The sequence below is a fragment of the Simiduia litorea genome, assembly GCF_042853465.1.
Lineage (GTDB): Bacteria > Pseudomonadota > Gammaproteobacteria > Pseudomonadales > Cellvibrionaceae > Simiduia > Simiduia litorea.
In genome coordinates, this window is record NZ_AP031497.1 from 799897 (window position 1) to 825180 (window position 25284).

General features: G+C 49.5%; 20 protein-coding genes. 10 read left to right on the forward strand and 10 right to left on the reverse strand.

Annotated features, from left to right (window positions below; genetic code table 11):
* Positions 1-9 precede the first annotated feature (9 nt).
* Genes ACGHTT_RS03565 through ACGHTT_RS03575 form a run of 3 tightly spaced genes read right to left on the reverse strand, consistent with a single transcriptional unit; the run spans position 10 to position 3440 of the window.
* Positions 10-1269, reverse strand: coding sequence for a 2-oxo acid dehydrogenase subunit E2 (locus ACGHTT_RS03565; RefSeq protein WP_390593548.1), 1260 nt, complete (start codon positions 1267-1269; stop codon positions 10-12).
* Positions 1270-1278: 9 nt separating this feature from the next.
* Complete coding sequence (locus ACGHTT_RS03570) at positions 1279-2256, reverse strand: alpha-ketoacid dehydrogenase subunit beta (protein WP_390593550.1); 978 nt, start codon at positions 2254-2256, stop codon at positions 1279-1281.
* Between the two features lie 2 nt (positions 2257-2258).
* The gene (locus tag ACGHTT_RS03575) at positions 2259-3440 is read right to left on the reverse strand and encodes a thiamine pyrophosphate-dependent dehydrogenase E1 component subunit alpha (protein WP_390593551.1); all 1182 of its coding nucleotides are present in this window, start codon (positions 3438-3440) and stop codon (positions 2259-2261) included.
* A 386-nt stretch (positions 3441-3826) separates the two neighbouring features.
* Here ACGHTT_RS03575 and gndA point away from each other — a divergent pair, with 386 nt between their 5' ends.
* Entirely contained in the window at positions 3827-5356 is a 1530-nt protein-coding gene (gndA, locus tag ACGHTT_RS03580) for an NADP-dependent phosphogluconate dehydrogenase (protein WP_390593552.1), read from the forward strand.
* A gap of 218 nt (positions 5357-5574) precedes the next feature.
* Entirely contained in the window at positions 5575-6369 is a 795-nt protein-coding gene (locus ACGHTT_RS03585) for a hypothetical protein (protein WP_390593553.1), read from the forward strand.
* A 76-nt stretch (positions 6370-6445) separates the two neighbouring features.
* Here the strand turns inward: ACGHTT_RS03585 and ACGHTT_RS03590 are convergent, their stop codons facing one another.
* The 3 genes from ACGHTT_RS03590 to ACGHTT_RS03600 form a co-directional block, all read right to left on the reverse strand.
* Positions 6446-8134, reverse strand: coding sequence for a dipeptidyl-peptidase 3 family protein (locus ACGHTT_RS03590; protein ID WP_390593555.1), 1689 nt, complete (start codon positions 8132-8134; stop codon positions 6446-6448).
* A gap of 216 nt (positions 8135-8350) precedes the next feature.
* Positions 8351-9244: an SPFH domain-containing protein gene (locus tag ACGHTT_RS03595; protein WP_390593556.1), complete on the reverse strand. Its 894-nt coding sequence runs from the start codon at positions 9242-9244 to the stop codon at positions 8351-8353.
* A gap of 155 nt (positions 9245-9399) precedes the next feature.
* Positions 9400-9720 (reverse strand): MazG-like family protein, encoded by a 321-nt coding sequence (locus ACGHTT_RS03600; protein ID WP_390593557.1) that lies wholly within the window; start codon positions 9718-9720, stop codon positions 9400-9402.
* Positions 9721-9960: 240 nt separating this feature from the next.
* Here ACGHTT_RS03600 and ACGHTT_RS03605 point away from each other — a divergent pair, with 240 nt between their 5' ends.
* Positions 9961-13182, forward strand: a complete 3222-nt coding sequence (locus tag ACGHTT_RS03605) for a response regulator (RefSeq protein WP_390593559.1) — start codon at positions 9961-9963, stop codon at positions 13180-13182.
* A gap of 53 nt (positions 13183-13235) precedes the next feature.
* On the opposite strand, the gene ACGHTT_RS03610 is transcribed toward ACGHTT_RS03605, so the two are convergent.
* On the reverse strand, positions 13236-13529 hold the full coding sequence (locus ACGHTT_RS03610; RefSeq protein ID WP_390593560.1) for a hypothetical protein: 294 nt from the start codon (positions 13527-13529) through the stop codon (positions 13236-13238).
* 241 nt (positions 13530-13770) lie between these two features.
* Here ACGHTT_RS03610 and ACGHTT_RS03615 point away from each other — a divergent pair, with 241 nt between their 5' ends.
* The 7 genes from ACGHTT_RS03615 to ACGHTT_RS03645 all read left to right on the forward strand — a co-directional run bounded on the left by ACGHTT_RS03615 (position 13771) and on the right by ACGHTT_RS03645 (position 22577).
* Positions 13771-14277, forward strand: a complete 507-nt coding sequence (locus ACGHTT_RS03615; RefSeq protein ID WP_390593562.1) for a hypothetical protein — start codon at positions 13771-13773, stop codon at positions 14275-14277.
* A 97-nt stretch (positions 14278-14374) separates the two neighbouring features.
* Complete coding sequence (locus ACGHTT_RS03620) at positions 14375-15478, forward strand: phosphoribosylaminoimidazolesuccinocarboxamide synthase (RefSeq protein WP_390593563.1); 1104 nt, start codon at positions 14375-14377, stop codon at positions 15476-15478.
* 94 nt (positions 15479-15572) lie between these two features.
* Complete coding sequence (locus tag ACGHTT_RS03625) at positions 15573-16406, forward strand: prolyl hydroxylase family protein (protein ID WP_390593564.1); 834 nt, start codon at positions 15573-15575, stop codon at positions 16404-16406.
* A gap of 83 nt (positions 16407-16489) precedes the next feature.
* The gene (locus ACGHTT_RS03630; RefSeq protein WP_390593565.1) at positions 16490-16954 is read left to right on the forward strand and encodes a hypothetical protein; all 465 of its coding nucleotides are present in this window, start codon (positions 16490-16492) and stop codon (positions 16952-16954) included.
* Positions 16955-17038: 84 nt separating this feature from the next.
* Complete coding sequence (locus ACGHTT_RS03635) at positions 17039-18763, forward strand: efflux RND transporter periplasmic adaptor subunit (protein ID WP_390593566.1); 1725 nt, start codon at positions 17039-17041, stop codon at positions 18761-18763.
* On the forward strand, positions 18760-21873 hold the full coding sequence (locus tag ACGHTT_RS03640) for an efflux RND transporter permease subunit (RefSeq protein ID WP_390593568.1): 3114 nt from the start codon (positions 18760-18762) through the stop codon (positions 21871-21873). Before ACGHTT_RS03635 ends, ACGHTT_RS03640 begins: the two co-directional genes overlap by 4 nt.
* Positions 21874-21887: 14 nt before the next feature.
* Positions 21888-22577, forward strand: coding sequence for a heparan-alpha-glucosaminide N-acetyltransferase (locus ACGHTT_RS03645; RefSeq protein ID WP_390593569.1), 690 nt, complete (start codon positions 21888-21890; stop codon positions 22575-22577).
* Between the two features lie 47 nt (positions 22578-22624).
* Here the strand turns inward: ACGHTT_RS03645 and ACGHTT_RS03650 are convergent, their stop codons facing one another.
* The 3 genes from ACGHTT_RS03650 to ACGHTT_RS03660 are packed head-to-tail and all read right to left on the reverse strand — an operon-like array spanning position 22625 to position 25283.
* Entirely contained in the window at positions 22625-23377 is a 753-nt protein-coding gene (locus ACGHTT_RS03650; protein WP_390593570.1) for an ATP-binding cassette domain-containing protein, read from the reverse strand.
* 54 nt (positions 23378-23431) lie between these two features.
* Positions 23432-24460, reverse strand: a complete 1029-nt coding sequence (locus ACGHTT_RS03655; RefSeq protein WP_390593571.1) for a FecCD family ABC transporter permease — start codon at positions 24458-24460, stop codon at positions 23432-23434.
* 1 nt (position 24461) lies between these two features.
* On the reverse strand, positions 24462-25283 hold the full coding sequence (locus tag ACGHTT_RS03660) for a hemin ABC transporter substrate-binding protein (RefSeq protein ID WP_390593572.1): 822 nt from the start codon (positions 25281-25283) through the stop codon (positions 24462-24464).
* Position 25284: the final 1 nt, after the last annotated feature.

The following is a 25284-nucleotide window of genomic DNA, read 5'->3' on the forward strand; positions in this document are numbered from 1 at the left end:
TTGCAGCTGTTACCGCATGGCCATCAACATGCTCGCTGGGTCTTCCAAAAACTCTTTCCAGCGATTGCAGAAGCGAGCAATGGTGCCACCGTCGATCACGCGGTGATCGCCAGACCAACTAACGGTCATAATCTTGCGCGCTTCTACTTCCCCTTTGGCATTAAAGCGGGGCAGTTCTTGCATCTTACCGAGCGCCACAATAGCCACTTCGGGTTTGTTGATAATCGGCGTGGCGGCGGTGCCGCCGATGGCGCCGACGTTTGAAATCGTTATTGTGCCGCCTTTCAAGGTTTCGGGGCTAACACGGCCGGAGCGGGCGCTGTCGGTCAGTGTCGAAATTTCCTGCGCTAACTCTAAAATGCTAAGCGTTTGCACATTTTTAATATTTGGCACGAGCAAGCCAACCTTGGAGTCGACGGCCATGCCAATGTTATGCGAGCTCACGTAAGTGAGTTCGGTGCAGTCGCTGTTGAGTCGGCTGTTGAGCACGGGGTACTCATGAATGGCCAGAGATAAAGCCTTCATAAACAGCGGCATCATGGTGATTTTGACGTCGGGGAATTTGGCTTTTAACTGTAAGCGTAGGTTCACTAAATCGGTGATGTCGATTTCATCCACATAGGTGAAGTGTGGAATCGTGCTGACCGATTCTTGCATGGCGCGCGCCATCACAGCTTTTACGCCCTTAATCGGTTCTACTCTATCGGCCGCCGTTGTTTTGTTCGCGGTGGTACTTGTATTCACTGTGGCCGCACTACTGTTGCCGGCGAGAAAGTTCAGCATATCTTCTTTCAGTACGCGGCCATTTTTCCCGGTGGCGGGCACACTGGTGAGGTCGACGCTGTTTTCCCGAGCAAGTCTTCGCACCGCGGGGGTGGTTAGCGCGCGCGAGGTGTTGCGGACAAACTCTCGGTCGGCGCTGTCATCGACGGCTGCAACAGCAGGTGTAGTAGGGGTGCTTTTCGTTGGCGCGCTAGCCACCGGTGGCACTGGCGCTTCGTTGGCTTTATCGCTGCTTGTTGCACCCGCTTCGATCAGCTCGATGGCGAATAAAGGGGCGTGCACTTTGGCAATGTCGCCCTCTTTGTAATACAACTTGGTAACTTTACCGTCGTACATGGAGGGGATTTGCACTAAGGCCTTGTCCGTTGATACATCGGCCACAGCTTGGTCTTCAGTGATGATGTCACCTTCTTTCACCAGCCATTCAACCAGTTCGCACTCGACAATACCTTCGCCAATATCCGGCAGAATAAAATCTTTAATCACGGTCGGCTCCTAGTAATTGATGGTGCGTTTAATGGCTTCGAAAATTTTGTACTGGTCGGGCATGTATTCTTTCTCATGTACCAGCGGGAAGGGGGTATCTAAACCGGTGACCCGGCTGATCGGCGCTTCGAGGTAGAGGAAGCAGTGATCTTGAATTGTGGCGGCAATTTCACCGGCGTAGCCACCGGTTAGAGGCGCCTCATGGGTAACTAACAGGCGGCCAGTTTTCTTCACCGAGCGCGCCACGGTTTCTACATCCCAAGGCAATAGCGTACGCAAGTCGATAACCTCGCAAGAAATACCATCGGCCTCGGCCATGGCGGCAGCCGCTTGCAGGTATTCCATCTGCGCGCCCCAAGACAGCAAGGTAATGTCAGCACCTTCTTTGACAACTTCCGCCACGCCCAAGGGGATTTCGAACTCCTCATCGGGTACTTCGCCGACAGCGGCGCGGTACAGACGCTTAGGCTCAAAAAAGATCACGGGATTTGGGTCGCGGATGGCGGCGAGCAATAAACCTTTCGCTTGATAGGGTGTGGATGGCATCACCACTTTCAAACCCGGTGTTTGGGTGAAATAGGCTTCAGGTGATTGCGAGTGGTATAGACCACCGGCAATGCCGCCGCCGTAGGGCGTGCGAATTGTGAGGCCGCCGACGTTGAATTGATTGCCCGAACGGTAGCGAAATTTTGCCGCTTCATTCACGATCTGATCGAAGGCCGGAAAAATATAATCGGCAAATTGTATTTCGGCCACTGGGATGTGACCTTGCGCCGCCATACCGATGGCGAAGCCGGCAATTCCTTGTTCGGTGAGCGGTGTGTTGAAGCAGCGCGCCTTACCAAACTTTTCCTGCAGGTTACTGGTGGCGCGAAACACACCGCCAAACTTGCCAATATCTTCGCCGAAACAGACCACGCGTTTGTCGTTGGTCATGGCCGTGGTGAGCGCGCTATTAACGGCTTGTAGTAAATTCATCTTGGCCATGATCAGTGCTCCATTCCTTCAATAACCTGGGCTGCGGTTTTCGGGTATTTTTCTGGGTACTTTGCGATGTGTTCGCGCAGTGCCGCCAATTGGTTATTGAGGTTGGCGTCAGGCGTGTCGTAGACATCGGTAATCAGGTCATTAAGCCCTGGAGGAGCCACTTTTTCTGTGGCTTTTAAGCACTCCAACACTTCCTTGCGGTAGTTTTCTAAACCAGTTTTTTCTTGGGCTTCGGTCCACCACTTTTTCGCGATCAGCCAGTTTTTCATGCGTAGCACAGGGTCTACCGCGCGCCACTTGTCTTCCTCATCGCGCGAGCGATAGCCAGCCGGGTCATCGGAGGTGGAGTGCGCGCCTAAGCGATAGCTCATGGCTTCCACCAACACTGGTTCGTTGTTTTCTACGGCAATTTTGCGCGCTTCTACACAGCCGGCGTAAACCGCGAGTACGTCGTTGCCGTCCACGCGAATGGTCTTCATGCCGTAGCCGACACCGCGCGCGGCTATGCCGTCGCCGGCATATTGTTCGTCAGCGGGAGTTGAGATGGCGTAGCCATTGTTGCGGCAGAAGAAGACCGTGGGGCACTTTAATACCGCCGCCATATTCATACCCGCGTGGAAGTCGCCTTCGCTGGCCGCGCCCTCGCCGAAGTACACAAGTGTACAGGCCTGCTGACCGTCAAGTTTTTGCGCGTAGGCGTAACCGGCCGCTTGAGGAATTTGTGTGGCCAAAGGCGAGGAAATGGTCATGTAATTGAGCGCGTTGCAGCCATAGTGAATCGGCATTTGGCGCCCCTTGCCTAAATCCTTGCTGTTGGACAGCATTTGATTCATGAATTGTTCGGTGCTGAAGCCGCGGTAGCGCAGGGCGCCGTGCTCGCGGTATTGGCCCATAATCATATCTTTTGCTTCAAAAGCCGCTGCCGAACCGATAACGGCGGCTTCTTCGCCGGTGCAGGTCATGTAGAAGCTCAACCGGCCTTGGCGTTGGGCGGCGACCATGCGCTCGTCGAGGACGCGAATGAATTGCATGGTGTCGTAAATGCGCAACGCGGTTTCTTTATCGAGCTTGGGCGCTTTGGCGCCGTCGTACAATGAGCCGTCAGCTTTTAACAAGCTGAGTGTGGGTATTGCCATTTCGAAGCCCGACAACAATCGTAGCTTGTGGGTAATTTTATCGCTCATCAGAAGACCTCTTGCCCCTTAGGGTGCGGTTTGAGACTTATTATGGAGTGCCTAGTGCTTAATTGTTGGCGCGCCACGCTTAGGCTTTACGTCGCCCTTTAGTGGGTTCTAAGTGTAGTTAGATCACGCAATTTCACAGGTACAAAAAATTATCACGGGCGGGACTGGTGAGTCCTACTTATCTAAGGGCTAAACCACCCATGCTTGTGATATAAGAACCAATAAATTGCCAATTTTTGATTAGTTATACCAATAATTAGTTAAATGATAGTCGATATACCCTTGTGGCGCTGTTTTTGCTGTGCCTTATTCGTGTGCGAAAACTAACCGAATGGCGCCTTTTTGCAGTACTATGCGCGCATTTTCAATGCCTAGGAACGAAACCCATGCCTGTAGCTGCCCAGCCTTGTGATATTGGATTTGTAGGAGCCGGTGTGATGGGGAAAAACCTCATCATGAACCTCGTGGATAACGGATTTCGCGTTATTGCCTTCGATCTAGATCAAAGCAAACTAGAAGCACTGCAGGCGCAAGACGACGCCGAGCGCGGCGATAACCCGCCCCGCGTATTGACCTGTAACTCCTATACAGACTTATTGGCCAGTTTAAGTGCCCCGCATTTAATCGTGGTTTCGGTGCCGGCTGGAAGCCCCGTGGATGATGTCTGTCATAAGTTGGTGGATGCGGGTCTGCAGGCGGACGATATTGTGGTCGATACGGGCAACAGTCTGTGGACTGACACCCAGCGCCGAGAGACCGAGTATGAGGGCCAATTTATATTATTCTCGACCGCGGTATCCGGTGGTGAAGTGGGGGCACGATTTGGCCCATCGCTGATGCCCAGCGGCGACCCTTATGCCTGGACTCGCATCAAGCCTATGTGGGAGGCGATAGCCGCTAAGGTTGATCCCGACACCGGCAAGCCCATCGAACGCAAAGCGCCTGGTGAGGTTGTAGCCAAGGGCGAGCCTTGCGCTGCCTACATTGGCCCAAGCGGTTCCGGCCACTACGTAAAAATGGTGCACAACGGCATCGAGTACGCCGATATGCAGTTAATTTGCGAGGCTTATCAGGTGATGCGCGATGCCTTGGCTATGACCGCCACCGAAATCGCCGCGGTATTTCGACGCTGGAACGCAGGTTTACTCAACAGCTATTTGATCGAAATCAGCGCCGAGGTGCTCGATACCGTCGACGCGGAAACCGGTGCGCCTCTGGTTGAAATGATTTTAGATAAGGCCGGTCAGAAAGGTACCGGGTTATGGACCGCGGTGAGCAGCCTAGAGTTAGGCTGCCCAGCGCCGACTATTGCCGAGGCCGTTTACGCGCGCTCCATCTCCACATTAAAAGATCAGCGTGTTAAAGCCGCCGATTTATTAGCTGGGCCCGATTTCGAAAAGCCAACCGCGGATCAGCGCGAAAGCCTTATTGATCAGCTGCACGACGCGCTCTATTGCGCCAAAATCTGTGCCTACGCTCAAGGTTTTGATTTGATGAGAACCGCCGCCAAAGAGCAGGCGTGGACGCTCAACTATGCTGAAATTGCAAAAATTTGGCGCGCCGGTTGTATTATTCGCGCGGTGTTTTTGCAGTCCATTGCCGATGCCTATGAGCGCAATGAAGAGCTGGAAAATCTTTTGCTCGATCAGTATTTCGCCGAACAAATTTCGAGTAATCAGCGCAATTGGCGTAAAGCCGTGGCAAATGCCAGCCTATGGGGCGTACCTGTGGCGGCACTGAGTTCGGCGCTGAGCTATTACGATGCCTATCGCACAGCCGTATTGCCCGCAAATTTGTTGCAGGGGCAGCGCGATTATTTCGGTGCCCATTCCTTTGAACGTGTGGATAAGCCGCGTGGTAAAAAATATCACGTGGAGTGGAGTGATCCAAACCGCCCGTTAGTGCGGATAAAATAAAGCGATCACCTCGAATTTACTAAAAGCCGCTAATGCGGCTTTTATTTTTTTGTGGCGGCATAAATTGTTACACTTGAGTATTTATCACACTAACTGGCGAAAAAACGCCTAAACTGTAGAGCTGGCTAGGCGAGATCAGATTTTGTGCTTGCTATAGAGGTGTTTTATGGCCATCGCGAGCGAGTCATTATAGTTCATTGATGGGGTGTGGCTTTCGGTTGCAGGTTTTTAATTCCGACCTAAACGATAGGAGTGGTTATCAGCGAATGAATCGTTATTTACCTATTATCGCTACTTCTGTTCGATATTTCATTTTGTGTTGGCTTTTAAATGCTTGTTATGCCTTCGGTGAAGAACTGATTCAGGTGCCAATAACGGCCTATCACAATAAACCACCCTATATGATTGATATAGAGGCGGAGCAAGGTTTGTATTTTGATTTCGTCCGCTTGTTAAATGAAAAAAGTCATGTATACCACTTCACTTTAACATTCATTCCGCGCAATCGTGTGAGAAACATGGTGATTGCCGAAAATTTTGGCGGCATAGTGTTGGGTGTGAGCCCTTTGTGGTTTGATGATGTTGCGCAGACTAAATATTTGTGGTCATCTGCTGTGTTTCATGATGAAGATATCTTCGTATCCCTAAATAAAAACCCATTTGAATTTTTGGACGCGTCATCTTTGGTTGGTAAGCAGATTTGTTTGGTGCTGGGGAATTACTATTCGGGTGTTTCCGATCAGGAAAAACAGTTAGCGCTGACGCTACTGCACACAAGTAGGGAAATAACTATTTTTGATTTGCTCGATAAAAAGCGTTGTGAGCTCGGTATCGTCAGCCGCTCAACCTATCGCTATTTTCTCGATCATGAAAATATTCTAAATCAATACCATGTCTCGAAAGCGCTACATGATCAGTTCGAAAGACGCGTATTGCTGGCTAAAGTGCAACAGCCTGTATTGCAATTTATAGAGCAGGTGTTGAAGGATTGGCCTGTTGGTGAGGCTCAATAAGCGAAATTTATGATGTAGATTGCAATCAATCAGCCCATATTATTAATAGGCCGCCCATAAGGGCGGCCTATTTACATTAGAGTCCCAATACAGACTTGCCTTGAACGAAGGTGATATCCACCGGTATGTTTGCCGCGGTTAGCTTGTCTAGTTCGGCCTGCAGGTCTGCACCCATCACGCCTTTCTCTTCTATTAATTTAACCACGCCTTCATAGTCACCGTTGCCTTGCAGTGTGAGCAGTAGGTTGGATAGATCATTAATGGCGACGGTCATCTTGTCAAAGTCAACTCGATAGCGGCCGTCGGCATCGGTGCTGAATGCACCCGCGTCTTTAAAGTAATTAAAGCGCACCATGTTAGCTTTGCCATGGGCAGATGAGGCACCAAAGCGCACCGAACGAAAAATGCCGGCGAGGAAAGTGACATAGTTATCCATGAGTTCCCCCTGTTCAATTTGGTTTCGCTTGAACAGCTCTGAAATCATGTAAAGGCCGAGTACGTCAGCTTTGCCTTCTTCCATCGATGACGCTGTCTCTTTTAACGCCGTGCGTACCAGACCTTTGTTATTGACGGTGTTTTTAATACCTAAACCGTGGGCTACCTCGTGAAACATGGTGTTGCCGAAGAAAGCATCAAAGGTGATGTGCGACTGCTGATCCTGGGCGATGAGCTGTTGAGCGATGGGCACCAGAATCTTATCGAACTTGGCCTGCATGGCGTTTTTCAACTGAAGACGGCGAGTGCCTTTCTCTAGTTGGACTTGCTCGTCGTTGGGTAGATTAATTGCGATAGTCTTAGAGCCAGCATTCGAATGCCCTGCATAATAAATGACGTCGTAGGCGTTGAGGTCGGCGTCGGTACCGGGTGTTTCTTGTTTGTAGATCTCCGCCACCGGTAAGCCTTGTTGCAGTTCCGGTAAAAAGGCGGCATAGCGAGACAGTTTCTCGCTCCAGGTTTGATCTTTAATCAACACATACGCCTCGTAGGCGGCGCGATAGCCAAATAGCAGATCTTCATAGGTTTCTATAGCGCCGATGACCAGCTCAATAGGGTTGGATTTCATATCCATCCAAGCCATGTCGGAAGGCTGATAGTCGTCGGTTTCTAGAGCTGTTGCACGCATGCCCAAATAGTTTTTGAACTCAGCGTTGTCTGCCAGTGCCGCCGCTTCACGCAAAAGGTTGGCCGCTTTTTTCAATTGTGGTGCAAATTTTTTACTGTAGGGGGTGATGAGCAATTGACCTTTTGAGTCTCGCTCCATAACCGAGTAGAGTTCCATGTCGCGCGTGGTTTCGAGCATGATGTTGTTGCTGGTACGCCATTTTTCGTACTCGGCTTTAGTCATGTCTGCAGGGTAAAAGTTTGCGCCCAGAGGCTTCTCGCCTATGCCTTTTATAAAAGATGTATCGCCGGCAAGCCTATCCCAAGGGCCGTAGTTAATATCGGCAAAGCGCTGTGTTGCCGAGTCGGGAATTTGATTCAGAAATATCGATTTTTCACCAAAAGCCTGCAGCCAATAAAGTTCATCCATAATGGCCGCCGCATCGATCAGCAGGGTGAGCATCTTGCGCTGATTTGACGATAAGTGGCTTAAATCACTGGTCAGGGTGAAATCAGCATAAATATCAAAGCGTTCGGTACTGGTGGCGACCCATGTTGCCTTAGGCTTGCTAGTGTTTTGTTCGGTTTTATCCGGTGACTTGGTGTCACAGGCCGTGAGTGCCAAGGTTGTGGCTATGGCCGCTGCGAGCAGAGATAGGCGCATGGTGATCCTCATTTTTAGTGTTAGGTAAAGCTTATACCTTGGTAGGTACTAAGCGTATGGAATCGAGACTGCATTATTGTTGTGTGTTGCGTCCGTGAAGCTGTATAGACGAACTTACAGCCTATTTCCTGAACGCGGAGTGAGACGGTATGGCTGTAGACGGGATAGTAAGCATTCGATCACCGCAGCTAGCGCCGTGATCGAATGGGTGTTTTTTTAAGGTTTGCTATTCATGTTCATGAGTAGGCTCTGGCCTTCGCCTAAAACTGTCTGCGGTAATTTACCATCCCAGTTTTGCGCCTTGGTGAGCTCAACGATAAGCGGGTTGTTTTTCAGTGCTTCGGCTTTGGCGCGAATGGCATCGGCCTCCGCTAGGCCTTTCATGCGAATGGACTCAGCTTGGGCTTCGGCTTCGGCTTTAATTTTGTACGCTTCACCATCCGCGATAGCTTTGGCTGAGTCGCGTGATGCCTCCGCGGTATTCACGTCTCGCTGTGCTTCTAGTTTCTGCCTGGCCAATTTGTGTTGTTCGGCATCGGCTAAATTTTTCTCAGTTTGTTTGGTTTGTATCGATATCAAATATTGCGCGGGCAAAATGATGTTTTCGATTTGTACTGAGTCAATTTTTACTGGGTATCCATCAAGGTCTTTAGTGAGCGCGGCTTCTATCTCGGTCACCGCACGACTGCGGTCTTGGATCAGCTGCTCGGCGGTATAGTGTGGCAGCACATCTTTAGTTGCGGCTCTAAATCGTGGATCGAGAATACGCGATTCGAATTGGTCTAGACCGCCATATTTTTTATACAGGTCCAGAGCGCTATCGCGGTGTACTGTCCAGTTGAGCGATACCTCGGCGGTCAATGGCATTTGCTCTTTCGAAGAGCTTGGCATCTGTTCAACATTTTTGCGCGTGCGAATTTCGATTTCTTCTACTGTGTCGACAAAGGGTACCTTGGCGTGTAAACCTGGGCTGGTTTGCTCTTTGGCCTCCGAAAAACGCTTAACGATACCGACGTGGCCTTCTTCCACGGTATAGCAACTGGACATACCAAATACGCAGAGTACAAGCACTGAAACGAGCGCAATAATTTGACCTTTACTGATAGACATTACCTAACTTCCTAGTGGGTGTTAATTCCTTGGAGCCAATCGGCTAGAACGCCTGATGGGTGAGTATTCAATAGCGGGTAGGATAATATCATAGCGCCGCGATCGGGCGCTCGGTTTGGTGTTACAGCGATTACGCCCTAGGTGGCAGGTGGGGATTAATCTGGCGCGCCCTGATGGTCGCGCGCGTCGCGTTCAGCCTTTTTCACAATAGCCTGCTCCAAATCAATACCGGTGCGATTGGCCAATGCCATAAGGTAGAAAAAGGTCTCGGCAATTTCATTTTCGATAGTTTCACGGCTTTTGGGAATGCGCCCTAAAGAAATGGATTCTTCCTCGGTGATCCACTGGTAGTGCTGCAATACTTTCGCAGCGCTTACCGTGAGGGCAGAGGCAAGATTCTTGGGTGTGTGAAAAACCTGCCAGTCGTTGTCTTCACAGAGATCGTTGTACTGCTGCAGTATCTGTTTTAAGTCCATGATAAGCCTCGGTTGTCTTGATGTCAGATTTAAGCTGTCTAAGCGACTCGGCGTCTATGATCGGTACAGTAGCTTGTGGCCAATATCTCTGCAAGCCTGATGTTTGGTTGTGCGGAGCGGTAGGTGGCCGGTACTCCCTACATTAACTAAACGGCTTGCGTCGGGTAATCTGTCGGCGAACAGCGTAGATCTTTGCTTAAATTACAGATTATCAACATTACCGTAGATGGATGTGCAAATTTGAAGCCGTGGCGAAAACTTATAGGTGGCGCTAGCCGTTTGCATCCTTGGCTTTTGTGTCTGTCTTGCATCGCGTTGTTATTGATCCAGCGCTATCTTTCGCTTCCCCAGTCTGTTTGGTTGCCGCTGGTGAGTGGTTTGCTGATCTTTTGTGCATATCTCTGGGCCCGCGATATCAAGCAGGCGCAAGCTGAATGCGCTTACCTAAAGGCGGGTTGCAGTGCTCCCAGCACGGGTGACAGGGCTCAGGCTCAGCGCAATGCCATTGCTAGCCTCGCCGCCGATGACGATTATGCCTCCGGTGACATTCAACGCGTAAGCCGGCGGCTAACAAAAATTTTGTCTGAGGTTATACAGGTGGAGCGAGCTAGCATCTGGTTGTTTTCATCGACTGGCGAGCACTTTGATTGCATTGCGCTCTTCGATGCGGGTGTTACACAAGAAACTGCCGGTGTACGGTTGGTTGTGCGGTCTTTCCCTCGTTATTTTGATGCGCTCAAAAAAGACAGTCGGATATATGCCAATGACGCTGAAAATGATCTGCGCACCAGTGAATTTTCCGAAATCTATCTAAAGCCACTGAATATTTCCGCGATGCTGGATGCGGGTATCGTTGTTGATGGTAAATTAGCTGGCGTTATTTGTTTGGAGCATCGCCACGGCATAAGACAGTGGCAGCCGGACGAGGAAGCCTTTGCTAGTTTGGTGGCGACACTGGTGGCACAAAAATTAGTTGCAGTGGATAAGCTCCAGGCGCTCAATGATTTAGCGTTAACCAATCAGCGTTTGAAACATGTTTTAGATGCGGCGTCAGAAATATCTGTTATCGCAACCGATGCACAAGGCCTTATTACCTTATTCAATAGAGGCGCTGAGAATCTATTGGGTTACAGCGCTGATGAAATGTTGTTTAAGCAAACACCTGCCATTATACATCTTGAATCTGAAGTGATAGAGCATGGTAGAGAGCTGTCAGCTGAATTGGACGAAGTAATTGAAGGGTTTGAAGTTTTTGTCGTGAAGGCGCGCCGCGGTGGTTATGAAGAACGCGAGTGGACCTATGTGCGCAAAGACGGCAGCCACGTACCGGTACTCTTAACGGTTACTGCTATTCGCGATGATGCCAATAACATTGTAGGGTTGCTGGGTGTGGCCTCCGATATGACCGAAAGGCGCCGGCATCAATTGGCGCTGGAGCGGCACAACCGCGATTTAGCCATTGCCAATGAGCAGGCCAAACAGCTTATTAGAGAAGCGGATCTAGCTAACCAGGCTAAAAGTGAGTTTTTAGCCAGTATGAGTCATGAAATTAGAACACCGATGAATGGCGTTTTGGGTATGTTGCATCTCATTGGTCGCGAACCCCTAAAGCCTTCTCAGCAACATTATTTAGATCTAGCAAGCTCCAGTGCCCGATCGCTGTTAAGTGTGATTAATGATATTTTAGATTTCTCAAAAATTGATGCTAAAAAGCTTAATCTAGAAATTTTAGAATTTGATTTGATTGCGCTGCTCAGTGATATTGCTAAATCAATGGCCATTCGGGCTCAGGAACACGGCGTGTCTTTGGTGCTGGATTTATCCGATATTAGGCTTGAACAGGTAAAAGGTGACCCGCATCGGTTACGGCAAATCATCACTAACTTATTGGGTAATGCCGTAAAATTCACCGAGCAAGGTGAGATATTATTGCGGGCAAAGCTCTGTGAAAAATCAGGCAGTTATTGGTTGTCGGTGTCGGTTATTGATTCCGGTATCGGTGTGCCGGAGGATAAGCTTTCAGCATTGTTTTCGCCTTTTTATCAAGCCGATTCATCGAATACTCGGCGATTTGGCGGTACCGGTTTGGGGTTAGTTATCAGTAAGCAGTTAGTTGAGCTTATGGGCGGCAGTATTGGTGCTGAGAGTAAAGTCGGCGAGGGCAGCCATTTCTTTTTCACCTTGCCACTTGTGCCTATTTCGCCTCCGTCATCAATAGAGGAGGATGAAACCTCGAGTCAGGTCTTACTCATTGATCAGAGTCCATCTAGCCGTGCGGCTGTGTTAGCGGAACTCATGATGTTGGGTTGTCGAGTAAGCGTTGCAGAGTCAATCACGGATGCCTTGAAAAGATATCCCAGTCAAACTTTCTCGTTGTTATTGGTTGATGAGTCACTTTGCGGCGATGTCCATAATTTACCTAACAGAAAAGATTTGCGCGTTTATATCCTTACCGATATGGGGCATCACGGCGATATTCCGGCCTTCAGTGCGGGTTATATTCACCGACCCGTATCGCGCAACGATTTACGTCATGCGCTAGGCATTGATGTTGGTAACAGGCGAATACTTATTACTGCTGGCGGCGAGCGATTAAACGAGCCGAAAATTGAATGTAAGGCCCGAGTATTGTTGGTGGAAGATAATGTTATTAATCAGCAGGTGGCCTTGGGCTTGCTTTCAGATTTGGGATTAACAGTTACCTTTGCTAAAGATGGTATTGAGGCCTTAGCGCTAATAGAGAAGTCTAGCGTACCTTTTGATTTGATATTGATGGATTGTCAAATGCCGCGTATGGACGGTTTTCAGGCTACGCGAAAAATTCGTGAATTAGCGGCCCCTGCAAATCAGGTTCCGATTATCGCAATGACCGCTAACGCTATGTCCGGTGACCGAGAATATTGCATAGTTTCTGGAATGAACGATTATATTGCCAAGCCCATAGAACCTGATTTGTTGGCGGATAGGCTATCTTATTGGCTCACTCAACAGACTGTTAGAGATACCATACAACCTCTGAAGCTAGCCGCTAAGCGCAAAGGGCAGGAAACGGAGTTTACCGAATCGAATCAATCCATAGCGGAGACGTCTAGCGGCGCGAGTGCGGTGTGGAACATTAATGCAGCTTTGCGTCGCGTGCGCGGTAAACGCGAGCGGTTAGTAATGCTTATTTCGCTTTTTCAGCAAGATATGCCAGCGCGAATGACCGCTATTCAATCAGCCCTAAAGCAGCTTGAATTTGATGAAGTGGCTCGATTGGCGCATCAAGTGAAAGGTGTTGCAGGGAACCTGAGCGCTGAACTGCTTGCACACATCGCAGCCGAGCTGGAGTCACACAGCAAGATGGAGAGGGTATCTGAAGCTGTCATTTGCACGCTAGTTGGCGATTTAGAAAGGTGCTTTGAGCAGATAATGGTTGAATTTGATCGTTATGTTCAAGGGTTTCAGAGCGGAGTGGAATGAAAAGCGTTACTAAAATTAAAGGCTCCTAAAAAGGAGCCTTTAACTGAACCGGGTTAGGCCTTAGCCATGCGCTCTTTGTAGGCGCGTACGGCATTATTGAAAGTATCGGCAACTTTTTCCATCTCTTCAATCATCGCGTTGTGGCGCGAGGCGCTGCCTTTTACGCAGTCAATGTATCCGTTGGCTGCATCTAGGTAGGTTTTAACGTCGTTTTTCGCTTTGATCATTTGCGCAGTCACGGCGTTGGCGGGATCTGGAAGCTCGGGTGCCGTTGGTTTATCGCAAGCCGCCAAAGCGCTGGCAGATAGTGCAAAAAAAGTTACGAACGCAGCAAGAAATTTAGTCACAGAACATCTCCAATAAAAATCAATGACCGACAGGTCTCGAATACGCGGGCACTATAGCGACCGGTTTCTTTGGCTGCCAATACCGATTTAGAATGGTTTTTGGGTTATCTATGCTTGCATGCAAATCGTTATGCCGTTTTGATTGGTAAAAATCAATCTATATAGGCTGGCGTCTGGCTTAACAGCTAGGCTAGCTATATTATTGACGCTTGTTACTGATGAGTGGTGCTGAGGAATAGTTATGCGCTTAGTTGTTGGATTGGTGGGTATTTTAGGTGTTACGGGTGTTTTTGCGGATTGCTCGTCGGAACTTGGGGATGCTAAGCGGTTGTCTTGTTTTGATAAGCTTGCCCAATGCCTAAGTGTGGGTCAAGCCGATCAGCGTTTGGCTTGTTATCAGCAGGGTGGTCCAAGGCAAACCGAGACGATTGCCAATGTTTCACCTACGGGAGCGCCAGAATTTGATGCAACTGCGGCAGTAGAAGCGGCCTTCCCGGCGCCTCGGACTCGAGATGCAGAGGAAGAAGAAACGCCAGAAATTCACTCGTCGATTGTGGCATTGCAGAAAGATGGACGAGGCTACTTTTATCTTACGCTAGCCAATGGTCATGTGTGGCGGGAAAAAGAAAATGTGCGCAACCGCTATAAAGAAGGAGACTTAGTTGTTATCAGCAAAGGAGCACTGGGCTCTAATCAGCTGCGACTCGTTGATAAGGGCCGTATGGTCAGAGTCGAGCGCTATAAATAGACCCGTGCAGCCTGTCCTTGCTATCTGTTAAAATCTTGCCTTTTCACGGTTCGAAGCTCGCTTTGGGCCGGCTCCTTTTGCCTTAGGAATAGCTCCAATGAGTCTTGCCCACCAAGTATTGGCTGTAAACGATGACTTACCAATTCGCACCGATAAGCCGGTACACAGCGGTAAGGTGCGCTCTGTCTATTGGCTAAGTGCCGAAGACAGCAAGCGTTTAATTGCACAGAAAGGCTACGATGTGGCGCCCGATGCGCCCTTAGCGATCATGGTTATTAGCGATCGTATCTCGGCATTTGATTGTATTTGGACAGGCGAGGGTGGTGTCCGCGGTGTGCCGGGCAAAGGTGCCGCGCTGAATGCCATTTCCAATCATTGGTTTCGTCTGTTTAAGTCCCAGGGTTTGGCTGACAGTCATATTTTGGATATTCCGCACCCCTTTGTTTGGGTGGTGCAGAAGGCTAGGCCAGTGATGGTCGAAGCGATTTGTCGCCAGTACATCACAGGCTCCATGTGGCGCGCTTATAGCAAAGGCGAGCGGGATTTTTGTGGAATTTTGCTGCCCGATGGTTTGGTGCGAGACCAGAGGTTGCCTGAGTTGCTGATGACGCCGTCTACTAAAGGTATTTTGCGCGGTATCCCCGGTGTACCAGAGGCGGATGATGTCAACATCACTCGCAAGAACTTAGAAGACAACACGGCCGCCTTTGGCTTTAAAAATACCGCTGATATCGGCGTATATGAAACCTTGTTGAAGCAGGGTTTCGGCGTGATTAGCGATGCATTAAAGCGTATCGACCAGATTTTCGTGGATACCAAGTTTGAATTTGGCTACGTTAAAGACAGCAAGGGTAACGAGAAGCTTATCTATATGGATGAAGTAGGCACGCCAGACTCCTCGCGTATCTGGGATGCAAAAGAATACGCCAACGGCAAAATTTTGGAAAACTCGAAAGAGGGCTTCCGGCAGTTTCTGCTTAACCACTTCCCCGATCCCGATATCATGCTCAACAAAGAGCGCATGAAGGAGCGCGAAGCCCTAGCGCGCGATAATGAATTGCCAATGCAGGCGTTGATGGATGTATCCGCCACCTATACCAACATAGCCGAGAAGGTGACTGGCCAGCCTATTGTGTTATCGGATAATCCAAAGGCTGAAATTGTTCAGGTGCTCAGTGATAAATTCGGTTTGATTGTGTAGCTTCCTGTCCGTCTGGCAAATCGAAATACGTTTGCAAATAAAGGCTGCCAGTGGCAGCCTTTATTTTTTCTGTCCATTTTAGAGAAACAGACGCATGGCTATGAATCAAGATTGGCTGGATTGGACCGCCACCAATATAGCTCGTGGCTGCAGCCCAGTTGAGTTGTGCGAGATATTGCGCAGCCATGGTTTTGTCGAAGCTGAGATTCGCCAAGCCATGGCGGCTCAATACCCCCACGACGCTAATGATCACCATGACCAAGGCATAGACTATGCGGCGTTGGCGCAGCCTCCATTGTTGCAGCGGCTAACTTCATTGGGTGGTTACCTGTACCCAGATGAACGCCTGCAATTGGTGGTCTTACCCACGTTTCTTTCTAGCGACGAGTGCGAGCGGATTATGGCCATGATGGATTCCAAGTTAAGGCCGTCAACGGTCACGACGGGCAATCTTCACTATGGCTATCGCACCAGCAGCACTTGCGATCTCGGTCAAATGGGCGAGCCCTACATAGCGGCAATAGATCAAAAAATCGCCGATACCTTAGGCATTGATGAGGCTTGGGCTGAAACCACGCAAGCTCAGAAATATTTGGTCGGCCAAGAGTTCAAAGCACATACGGATTACTTTCAGCCGAGCACGCCAGAGTACGCCAAGTATGCCGGTGAGCGAGGGCAGCGCAGCTGGACGTTCATGATTTACCTCAATAACACCAAGCAGGGTGGCGCCACGCGCTTTACCAAATTGCACAAGGATTTTCTGCCAGAGCAAGGCAGTGCCTTAATTTGGAATAACTTGTTACCCACTGGTGCGCCCAACCCCATGACAGAACACCACGGCATGCCTGTGATTGAGGGTTATAAATCGATTATTACCAAGTGGTTTCGCGACCGCGGTACAGGTTTCATGCGGACCAGCGGCGAATAGGCAGGTTGAGGCATTTGGCGGCATACTTTCCATATAGAGTGGATCGGGCTATCATCCGTCCAATCGGCTAATGAATTGACCCAATGACTTTGTGCGCACGGCAACTGGCAGTTTTTACGTTAATGCTCACCTTCTCGGTGCAGCTATTGGCGTCTGCTGTGCCCCCGTGTTCGATGTTAAGTACCGGCTCGATTGTGGCTATGGCATCTATGCCTGGTGACGTCAAGTCGATGGATGCCATGCCAATCCATGACGCCCTCACTGGTCATGAGATCAGCCATCAAGGCATGGATCATCAAGGTATGAACCATAACGGCATGGAGCATAGCACTCTGGCACAAAATGATCATGGCAGCAGTTCTGCGTCTATGGCCTGCTGTTTATCCGAGCAAAACTGCGATATGGATAGCTGTATGATGGCGCCGGTAATGCCAAGTTTACTGTATACCGCGGTAGATATTGCGTTGCATCTCAAGCCGGTCATAACCGCACAAGCGGCCATGACTCTGTTTATCGAAACCCTCTTTCACCCACCTCGATTCGCCTAACCTAGGACAAGTCCGTCCAAAATATACCTGTCACTACAAATTAACTTGTGGTGTTTTGATACAGCTCTAGGTTGGGTGTAACACATGAAATTTTTCCTTGGTCTCGCGGTGGGCGCCAGTTCGCTGGCACTGGTGATGATGATCTGGCAAGGCGCCACGCAAACTGATACGACACACGACAAAAAGCCGCTTTATTGGGTGGCGCCAATGGATGATAACTACCGTCGCGATGGGCCAGGTAAGTCGCCCATGGGCATGGATCTTATCCCTGTTTATGAACAAGCAATCCCCAGTCCGGGTAGTGTAGAAATTTCACCGTCGGTGGAAAACAACTTGGGCGTGCGTACGGAGCAAGTACAACGGCGAAAACTGGATTCGCATATCTCCACAGTGGGTTACGTGGGTTATGACCAAGATACGTTGGTTCATCTACATCCTCGCGTTGAGGGCTGGGTGGAGAAGCTTTACGTAAAAGCCGAAGGCGACCCCGTTACTCAAGGCCAAGCGCTCTATGAATTATATTCCCCTGAGTTGGTTAGCGCACAAGAAGATCTCATGTTGGCGCTGAGTCGCGGTGAGGTGCGTCTCATTGAGGGAGCTAAGAGTCGATTACGGGCATTAAAATTGGCGGAAAAAACCATCGATACCTTGGCTCGGAGTCGCAAGGTCATGCAAACCGTGACCTACTACGCGCCGCAAAGTGGCGTGGTGGAATCTCTATCCATCCGCGAAGGTTTTTATGTGCAGCCCGGTAGTACATTGATGAGCATTGGCGGTTTAGAGACTGTGTGGATTGAGGCTGATGTCTTCGCCCAGCAAACCCACTTAATTCGCGCCGGTTTAGCCGTTGATATTCAAGTGCCACATTTACCGGGGCGACACTTCACTGGTGAATTAGCCTACGTCTATCCCTCGTTAAACGCCGACACGCGCACCCTACGCGTGCGCATTCGGTTTAATAATCGCGATAGATTACTGCTGCCGAATATGTTTGCGCAGCTTCGTATTAGTGGTGATGTTGGCGCCGAGGTGCTAACGCTACCGAGAGCGGCGGTGATTCGCACTGGTAGGCAAAATCGTGTGGTATTGGCACTTGGCAATGGTCGCTTTAAATCCGTGGCAGTGCAATTGGGTAATATGGATCAAGACTTTATCGAAATCACAGAGGGTTTGGTCGAGGGTGATCTCGTTGTCATTTCTGGGCAGTTCTTGTTGGACTCTGAGTCGAGCAAGCAATCGGATTTTTTACGCATGAGTGGCATAGATGCCGAGCCAAATACTGTCTGGGTGCAAGCTAAAATACATGGCGTTGATCTAATGAAACGCAGCGCGACTGTTGAACATCAAGCAGTTGCCAAGTGGGGGTGGCCGACAATGATTATGGATTTTGCTGTTGCCGAGGCAATCGATATCGAAGCATTGCCATTGCATCAGAATGTGGAATTTGAAGTTACCAAGGGCGCCGAGGGCATCGCACTGACTGCGGTTCGCTCAGTGAATGACGCCACGAGTTCAGCAATGAATGCAAACATGGCTGAGGTAAACGGAACCATTAACCACGTCAATGTAAAAACCCGCAGCGTTAATATCAGTCGCGCTGCCATAGAAAAATGGAACCGGCCGGCGGCAACGCTAGATTTCCGCGTAGCGGATGAAGTCGATATCAGCACACTTAAGGTTGGACAAAAAATTCAGTTTCGATTCTCGGTTAATGGTGATGAGTTTATCTTATTAAAAGTATTGTCGACGCAACGAGAAGCGCCAGTCGTAACCGATCATAGTGCGCATCAGCATGGAGGTCAGCCATGATCGCTGCCATCATTCGTTGGTCGGTGGCTAATCGATTTTTAGTGTTGCTGGCTACCTGCATTATTATTGGCGCTGGGTTTTATGCGGTGCGTAACACTCCCGTTGACGCGATTCCTGACTTGTCTGACATTCAAGTCATCGTCAAAACAAGTTATCCAGGTCAAGCGCCACAAGTGGTGCAAGATCAGGTTACCTATCCATTAACGACGGCCTTATTGTCTGTGCCTGGCGCGGAAACAGTGCGCGGTTTTTCATTTTTTGGTGACTCTTATGTGTATGTCATTTTCAAAGAGCATACCGATCTTTATTGGGCTAGATCGCGCGTCTTGGAATATTTGAGCCAAGTAGCGCCGCGCTTACCAGCAGGCGCAACACCGCAGCTCGGCCCGGATGCCACCGGCGTGGGTTGGGTATTTATCTATGCATTAATTGATAAAACCGGCCAGCATGATCTAAGTCAACTGCGCAGTTTGCAAGATTGGTTTTTAAAGTTTGAATTGCAATCTCTACCCGGTGTCTCCGAGGTCGCTACGGTGGGAGGCATGGTGCGGCAATATCAAGTGCAAGTGGACCCACAGAAATTGCGTGCCTTCGGCATACCTCTGGCCATGGTGCAAGCAGCCATCGAGCGGGGGAATCAAGAGATTGGTGCTTCCGTTATTGAGATGGCTGAAGCCGAGTACATGCTACGCGCCACCGGATATATTTCTAACATTCAAGATTTAGAAACTATTCCACTCACCGTTAACAGTAAGGGCATACCGGTACTTTTGCGCGATGTAGCCGATATCCAATTGGGTCCGGATATGCGTCGCGGTGTCGCCGAGCTTAACGGTGAGGGCGAGACGGTCGGTGGAATTGTCGCTATGCGCTTTGGCGAAAATGCCTTAACCACCATTGACCAAGTAAAAATACGATTTGAGGCATTAAAATCAAGTTTGCCAGACGGCATTGAAATCGTCACGGTTTACGATCGCTCTGCGCTTATACATCGTGCCGTCAACAATCTTTGGCACAAGCTCGCGGAAGAACTCGCCATGGTGGCGCTGGTGTGCGTTATATTTTTATTTCATGTGCGCTCATCCCTTGTGGCAATGATCAGCTTGCCGGTTGGCATACTGGTGGCCTTTATCATCATGCATTTTCAGGGGTTGAACGCCAATATTATGTCCTTAGGGGGGATTGCCATTGCTATTGGCGCAATGATTGATGGCGCCATTGTATTGATAGAAAATATGCATAAGCATATGGAGAAAACCCCGTTAACGGATAAAAATCGCTGGCAAATCGTTATTGATAGTGCAGTAGAAGTTGGCCCTGCGCTATTTTTTAGTCTGCTTATTATTACTGTAAGCTTTATTCCGGTATTTACCCTAGAGGCACAGGAGGGACGGTTATTTGCGCCACTTGCCTTTACTAAAACTTATGCCATGGCGGCTAGCGCAGCCCTTGCCATTACCTTGGTACCGGTGTTGATGGGATATTTTATTCGCGGAAAGATTAAATCGGAATTGCATAACCCTGTGAATCGATTTTTCCTTGCGGGTTATCTACCGCTATTAAAAGTTGTCTTGCGCTTTCCTAAGGTCACCTTGCTGTGTACGGCTGTTTTAGTTCTAAGTAGTGCTTGGCCGCTACAAAAATTGGGCAGTGAGTTTATGCCTGAGTTAAATGAGGGTGACTTAATGTATATGCCTACGACTTACGAGAGCATTTCAATTGGCAAAGCTCGTGAGTTGTTGCAGCAAACCGATAAGCTCATTAAAACCTTGCCCGAGGTGGAGACAGTATTCGGCAAAGTGGGTCGCGCTGAAACCGCTACTGATCCAGCCCCCCTGACGATGATTGAAACCTTTATTCAGTTGAAACCGCAATCGCAGTGGCGGCCCGGTGTCACCATGGACTCACTGAAAAAGGAACTCAATAATCTTGTGTCTTTTCCCGGTGTTACCAATGCTTGGGTCATGCCGATAAAGACCCGTATCGATATGCTGGCCACAGGGATCAAAACCCCAGTGGGCATTAAAGTGGCAGGACCGGACCTCGCGGTTATACAAGGTATTGGTGCGCAGCTAGAAACGCTGCTAGAAACGTTACCGGGAACCTTGTCCGTTTATTCGGAGCGCGCTGCCAACGGACGCTATATTTCCCTGAAAATTCAGCGAGAAAAAGCGGCCAGATTTGGATTGAATATTGGCGATGTGCAGCAGGTCATTGGCACAGCCGTGGGCGGGCGCAATGTGAGCGAGACGGTAGAAGGGCAAGAGCGCTATCCGATTAATCTGCGCTATCCGCAACAATACAGAGATTCTCCGGAACAGCTAGCGCTGTTGCCCATAGTCACCCCTGGAGGGCAACATATTACACTGGGCGATATTGCCGACATCATCGTTGAGGAGGGGGCGGCGGGGATCAAAAGCGAGAATGCGCGATTAAATGGCTGGACGTTTATCGACATCGACGGTGTAGATGTCGGTAGTTATGTAGAAGCCGGTCAGAAATTATTAGGCGATAACTTAATGTTACCGCCCGGCTATTCACTTACGTGGGCCGGCCAGTATCAATATATGCTACGAGCGAAAGCTAAACTGCAATACCTAGTGCCATTGACCTTAGCCATCATTGTGATTTTGCTCTATCTGTGTTTTCGCAATGTTATCCAAGTCGCTATGCTGATGGGCACGCTGCCCTTGGCGTTAGTGGGGAGTCTATGGTTTATGTATTGGCTGGGTTTCGATCTCTCGGTGGCCGTAGGCGTGGGTATGATCGCGCTCGCAGGAGTCGCAGTTGAAACGGGTGTCATTATGTTGGTGTACCTCGATCAAGCGTGGAAGCAATTGCGCGATGAGGAGAAGGCGCCCAGCTTGCAGAATTTAACGGAAGCTGTGATACAGGGTGCTGCACTTAGACTACGGCCAAAACTCATGACAGCGGCCGCGACTATTGTTGGTTTAATCCCCATCCTGTACGGTACCGGCACCGGGTCGGAAATCATGAGCCGGCTTGCGGCGCCGATGGTGGGCGGTATGGTGAGTTCAGTACTCTTAACGTTGTTTGTATTACCTGTCATCTATTTGATGTGGCGCAAACGTGAATTAGAAAACCTATAGAGTTAAAGGCTAATATGCTGGCGCGAAATATCACTGTCGATTTGATACGAACACTCGCTATCGTGTTGATGGTGATATTTCATTTTATCTACGATTTACGTAGCTTTGGCTATGTGGCCTGGGACATTCCCGATGGTCCAGGTTGGAAGCAATTTCGCTATGTTATTTTGACATTGTTTTTTATTTGCGTGGGTGTTGGTTTGGCCTACGTACATGGTAAAAAAACACAGTGGCGAGGCTTCTTTCGCCGGTTCGTTCAGGTTCTGTTGGGCGCAGCGTTGGTTACCGCCATGTCCTTGGTAATGTTTCCGGACAACTGGATTTACTTTGGCGTGCTGCATTTTATTGCACTGGCAAGCGTTTTAGCTCTGCCGTTCGCTCGGCGCCCGATGCTAGCATTAGGGTTTGGTCTGCTATTCCTAATCGCCTATAACCTAGGTGTCATACACAGTAGTTGGCCGTTTATTTACATCGGCCAATGGTTGCCAAGTTATGCAAATGACTTTGTACCGATTATTCCTTGGTTTGGTATTGTATGTTTGGGCGTATTTTTAGGGCACAGTAATTGGCTAGCTCGAGACCCGTTGAAATATATCGCATTAAAGCCGTGGCAAGCTTGGCCTGGCAGGCATAGTTTACTCATTTATCTAGTGCATCAGCCCGTGCTGGTCGGGTTCCTTTCAGCGGTAGACATGCTTAAGTAAAAAGCAATTATGGGCGAGTAATTGAACGAGGAAATATACCTTGAATTCTAGATCAGGACTGTTTGCTCGCCCGCTAGCAGTTTTTTTGGTGAGTAGCGCCAGAACCTTTCAATTAATTCGGGTGTTAACGTGGTTCTAGGGTCACCAGTATCGTGAAGCTTGCCGGCATTGATAACCCAACAAGAGTCGCAGTACTTAAGGACTTGATTCAGATCGTGTAGCACGGCGATAACGGTCACTTTCTTTTCTTCACATAGGGTTCTTATCATCGATAAGATAGCATGCTGCTGGCCTAGGTCCTGTGCCGATGTGGGTTCATCTAAAAGCAACAATGGATTTTTACTGGTGCTAATTTGTAATAGCACCCGGGCTAGTTGAACGCGCTGTTTTTCCCCGCCAGACAGCTGAGGGTAGGCCCGTTTCTCTAAGTGCAGGCAATCGGTTATACGTAAATTCTCTGTGATTTTCTGTTCTATTTCGATGTCGGGCAAGGCCAGAGGTATTGCCCCCAGAGCCACCACTTCGCGAACCTTAAAAGGAAAACTCAAATCGCTAGCTTGAGGTAACACTGCAATGTCTCTAGCGCGCGCCCGGCGTGGAATGTCGGCAAGAATTTTATGGTGAAAAAGAATTTGCCCGCTACCCGTAAGGTCGCCAGCAATAAGCTTAAGAAGCGTAGATTTCCCTGAACCATTCGGACCCATGAGGGCGGTAAATTTACCCGGCTCCATTGTGCCTGCTTGGATATCGAGAATATCTGTATTTTTTATACGGTAATTTAGCTTGGTTATCTGCAGCATAGGCGTACCTTGTTCCTTGAGAGGGTGTTAAATGTTGGTAGCTTTGTACCTGAACTAAGAAAAATCCCGCTTGCTACTGAGTAAAAGGAACAGAAAAAATGGTGCGCCAATGAGAGCCGTTAGCAGTCCAACGGGGAGCTCGGCCGGTGCTACCAAGGTTCTGGCGACTAGGTCTGCACAAGCCAGCAGTAGCGCACCCATTAATGCACTGATAGGTAGTAGGCGTCGGTGGCATGGGCCGCACAGCATTCGGACGAGATGCGGAACAATTAAACCGATAAAGCCGATGATACCCGTGTGAGCAACGCTAATTCCTACGCCTAACGCGGTCGCTGCGATGAGTTGTCGCTTTAGTTTTTCGACGGAAATTCCCAAATGTTGGGCTTCAGCTTCGCCCAATAATAGTGCGTTTAAAGCTTGGGCGCGCTGTTGAAAAAACACCATGAGTAGGCTGGTTACGATGGTCAGCGGCCACAGGTTGAAAAGGCTTGCACCGGTTAAGCTCCCCATTTGCCACAGGCTAAGCGTGCGCAGTTGTTGATCATTTGAGAAGTAAGACAGAAACCCAATTGCAGCACCAGTAAACGCACTGATCGCTACCCCCGCTAATAAAAGGATGAAAACCGATGTGCCGAGGCGCGTGTGTGACAAGCGATAAATTAACCAAGTTGTTATTAAGCCACCTAAAAAAGCCGCCGCTGACACCAATCCGAATTGCGCTAGCCCTGCACCCAGAGTAATAGCGCAAGCCGCGCCGAGGGCCGCGCCAGATGAAACACCAATGATTCCAGGGTCGGCTAAAGGATTACGAAATAGACCCTGCATCACCGCGCCGCATTGAGCGAGCAACGCACCGGTGAGAAGCGCCAAGATTAAACGCGGCAACCGCAACTCCAACACGATGGTGGTTTCAAGTGCCGTCAGTTGCGACCATTGGCTACCCAATAATGCATCCACGACGGAGAGCGCGCCTTGCCATGCGGGCAGGGACATAGCACCAATGGTGATTGACGCTACGAGGCTTGCCCCGAGTAACAACAATAAACAGGTATATACCGAAATGAGTGGCAGGCGCGAGTACATGTTAGCGGCTCAACAGTGCGTGAATGCGTGCCGCCTCCGAAATGGCAGCCGGACTTAAGCCTGCCACCAAGGCGCTGGCATTCAGGTGAATGATACGGGCAGATCGACCCGCAGGCGTGAGAGCCAGCGCCGGTTGAGCGTCGAGTAACGCATTGACGTCATTGGGGTTTTCACTAGCGACAATGAGCGCGGTTGGCGCCAGTGCCAAAAGTGCTTCAGCACTAACTGTTTGATAATTTGCGTAGCTTGCTACATTGTTCGCGCCGAGTAATTGGATCAATGCATCGCCCGCCGTGTCCGTGCCTGCCATGCGCAATTTACTGGGGTCCATGGCCAAAATAAAACCAACTTTCTCAGTGCTCAAAGGTTGAGCTTGGCAGACGGCGAGCATTTTCGTGAGTTCGGTTACCATGCTTTCACCCGCGTCTTTGGCGTTTAGTACACCCGCTAGTGTGCGAATATTTTCAATGACTTGGCTAGGGACTCGGGCGTCTGTGAGTTGTATGATGGGGATTTTTGCCGTTGTGAGTGCGTGCATAACCGCCGCTGGTCCCATGTGCTTACTGCCTACGACAAGGCTGGGCTGCAAACTTAATAAACCTTCGGCAGATAAGTTTCTATGGTAGCCGACTTGAGGTAGCGATTGATATTTAACGGGTAGCTGACTGGTCACATCAACGGCAATAATATTATCGCCCTGATTAAGTGCGAGTAATAGTTCTGTGGCAGTAGCGTCGGTGCTAATAATGCGCGCGTCTGCAGCAAGTGTTAAGTAGGGGGTTAGACTTAGCAAAAAGTAACTGGTAATTGTTGTAAGACGCATG

What these genes read in the sequence shown, in the direction of transcription:
- ACGHTT_RS03570 (WP_390593550.1), bottom strand. Translation starts at nt 2,256, where the DNA reads ATGGCCAAGATGAATTTACTACAAGCCGTTAATAGCGCGCTCACCACG.
- ACGHTT_RS03575 (WP_390593551.1), bottom strand. Translation starts at nt 3,440, where the DNA reads ATGAGCGATAAAATTACCCACAAGCTACGATTGTTGTCGGGCTTCGAA.
- gndA (WP_390593552.1), top strand. Translation starts at nt 3,827, where the DNA reads ATGCCTGTAGCTGCCCAGCCTTGTGATATTGGATTTGTAGGAGCCGGT.
- ACGHTT_RS03590 (WP_390593555.1), bottom strand. Translation starts at nt 8,134, where the DNA reads ATGCGCCTATCTCTGCTCGCAGCGGCCATAGCCACAACCTTGGCACTC.
- ACGHTT_RS03595 (WP_390593556.1), bottom strand. Translation starts at nt 9,244, where the DNA reads ATGTCTATCAGTAAAGGTCAAATTATTGCGCTCGTTTCAGTGCTTGTA.
- ACGHTT_RS03600 (WP_390593557.1), bottom strand. Translation starts at nt 9,720, where the DNA reads ATGGACTTAAAACAGATACTGCAGCAGTACAACGATCTCTGTGAAGAC.
- ACGHTT_RS03615 (WP_390593562.1), top strand. Translation starts at nt 13,771, where the DNA reads ATGCGCTTAGTTGTTGGATTGGTGGGTATTTTAGGTGTTACGGGTGTT.
- ACGHTT_RS03620 (WP_390593563.1), top strand. Translation starts at nt 14,375, where the DNA reads ATGAGTCTTGCCCACCAAGTATTGGCTGTAAACGATGACTTACCAATT.
- ACGHTT_RS03625 (WP_390593564.1), top strand. Translation starts at nt 15,573, where the DNA reads ATGGCTATGAATCAAGATTGGCTGGATTGGACCGCCACCAATATAGCT.
- ACGHTT_RS03630 (WP_390593565.1), top strand. Translation starts at nt 16,490, where the DNA reads ATGACTTTGTGCGCACGGCAACTGGCAGTTTTTACGTTAATGCTCACC.
- ACGHTT_RS03635 (WP_390593566.1), top strand. Translation starts at nt 17,039, where the DNA reads ATGAAATTTTTCCTTGGTCTCGCGGTGGGCGCCAGTTCGCTGGCACTG.
- ACGHTT_RS03640 (WP_390593568.1), top strand. Translation starts at nt 18,760, where the DNA reads ATGATCGCTGCCATCATTCGTTGGTCGGTGGCTAATCGATTTTTAGTG.
- ACGHTT_RS03645 (WP_390593569.1), top strand. Translation starts at nt 21,888, where the DNA reads ATGCTGGCGCGAAATATCACTGTCGATTTGATACGAACACTCGCTATC.
- ACGHTT_RS03650 (WP_390593570.1), bottom strand. Translation starts at nt 23,377, where the DNA reads ATGCTGCAGATAACCAAGCTAAATTACCGTATAAAAAATACAGATATT.
- ACGHTT_RS03655 (WP_390593571.1), bottom strand. Translation starts at nt 24,460, where the DNA reads ATGTACTCGCGCCTGCCACTCATTTCGGTATATACCTGTTTATTGTTG.
- ACGHTT_RS03660 (WP_390593572.1), bottom strand. Translation starts at nt 25,283, where the DNA reads ATGCGTCTTACAACAATTACCAGTTACTTTTTGCTAAGTCTAACCCCC.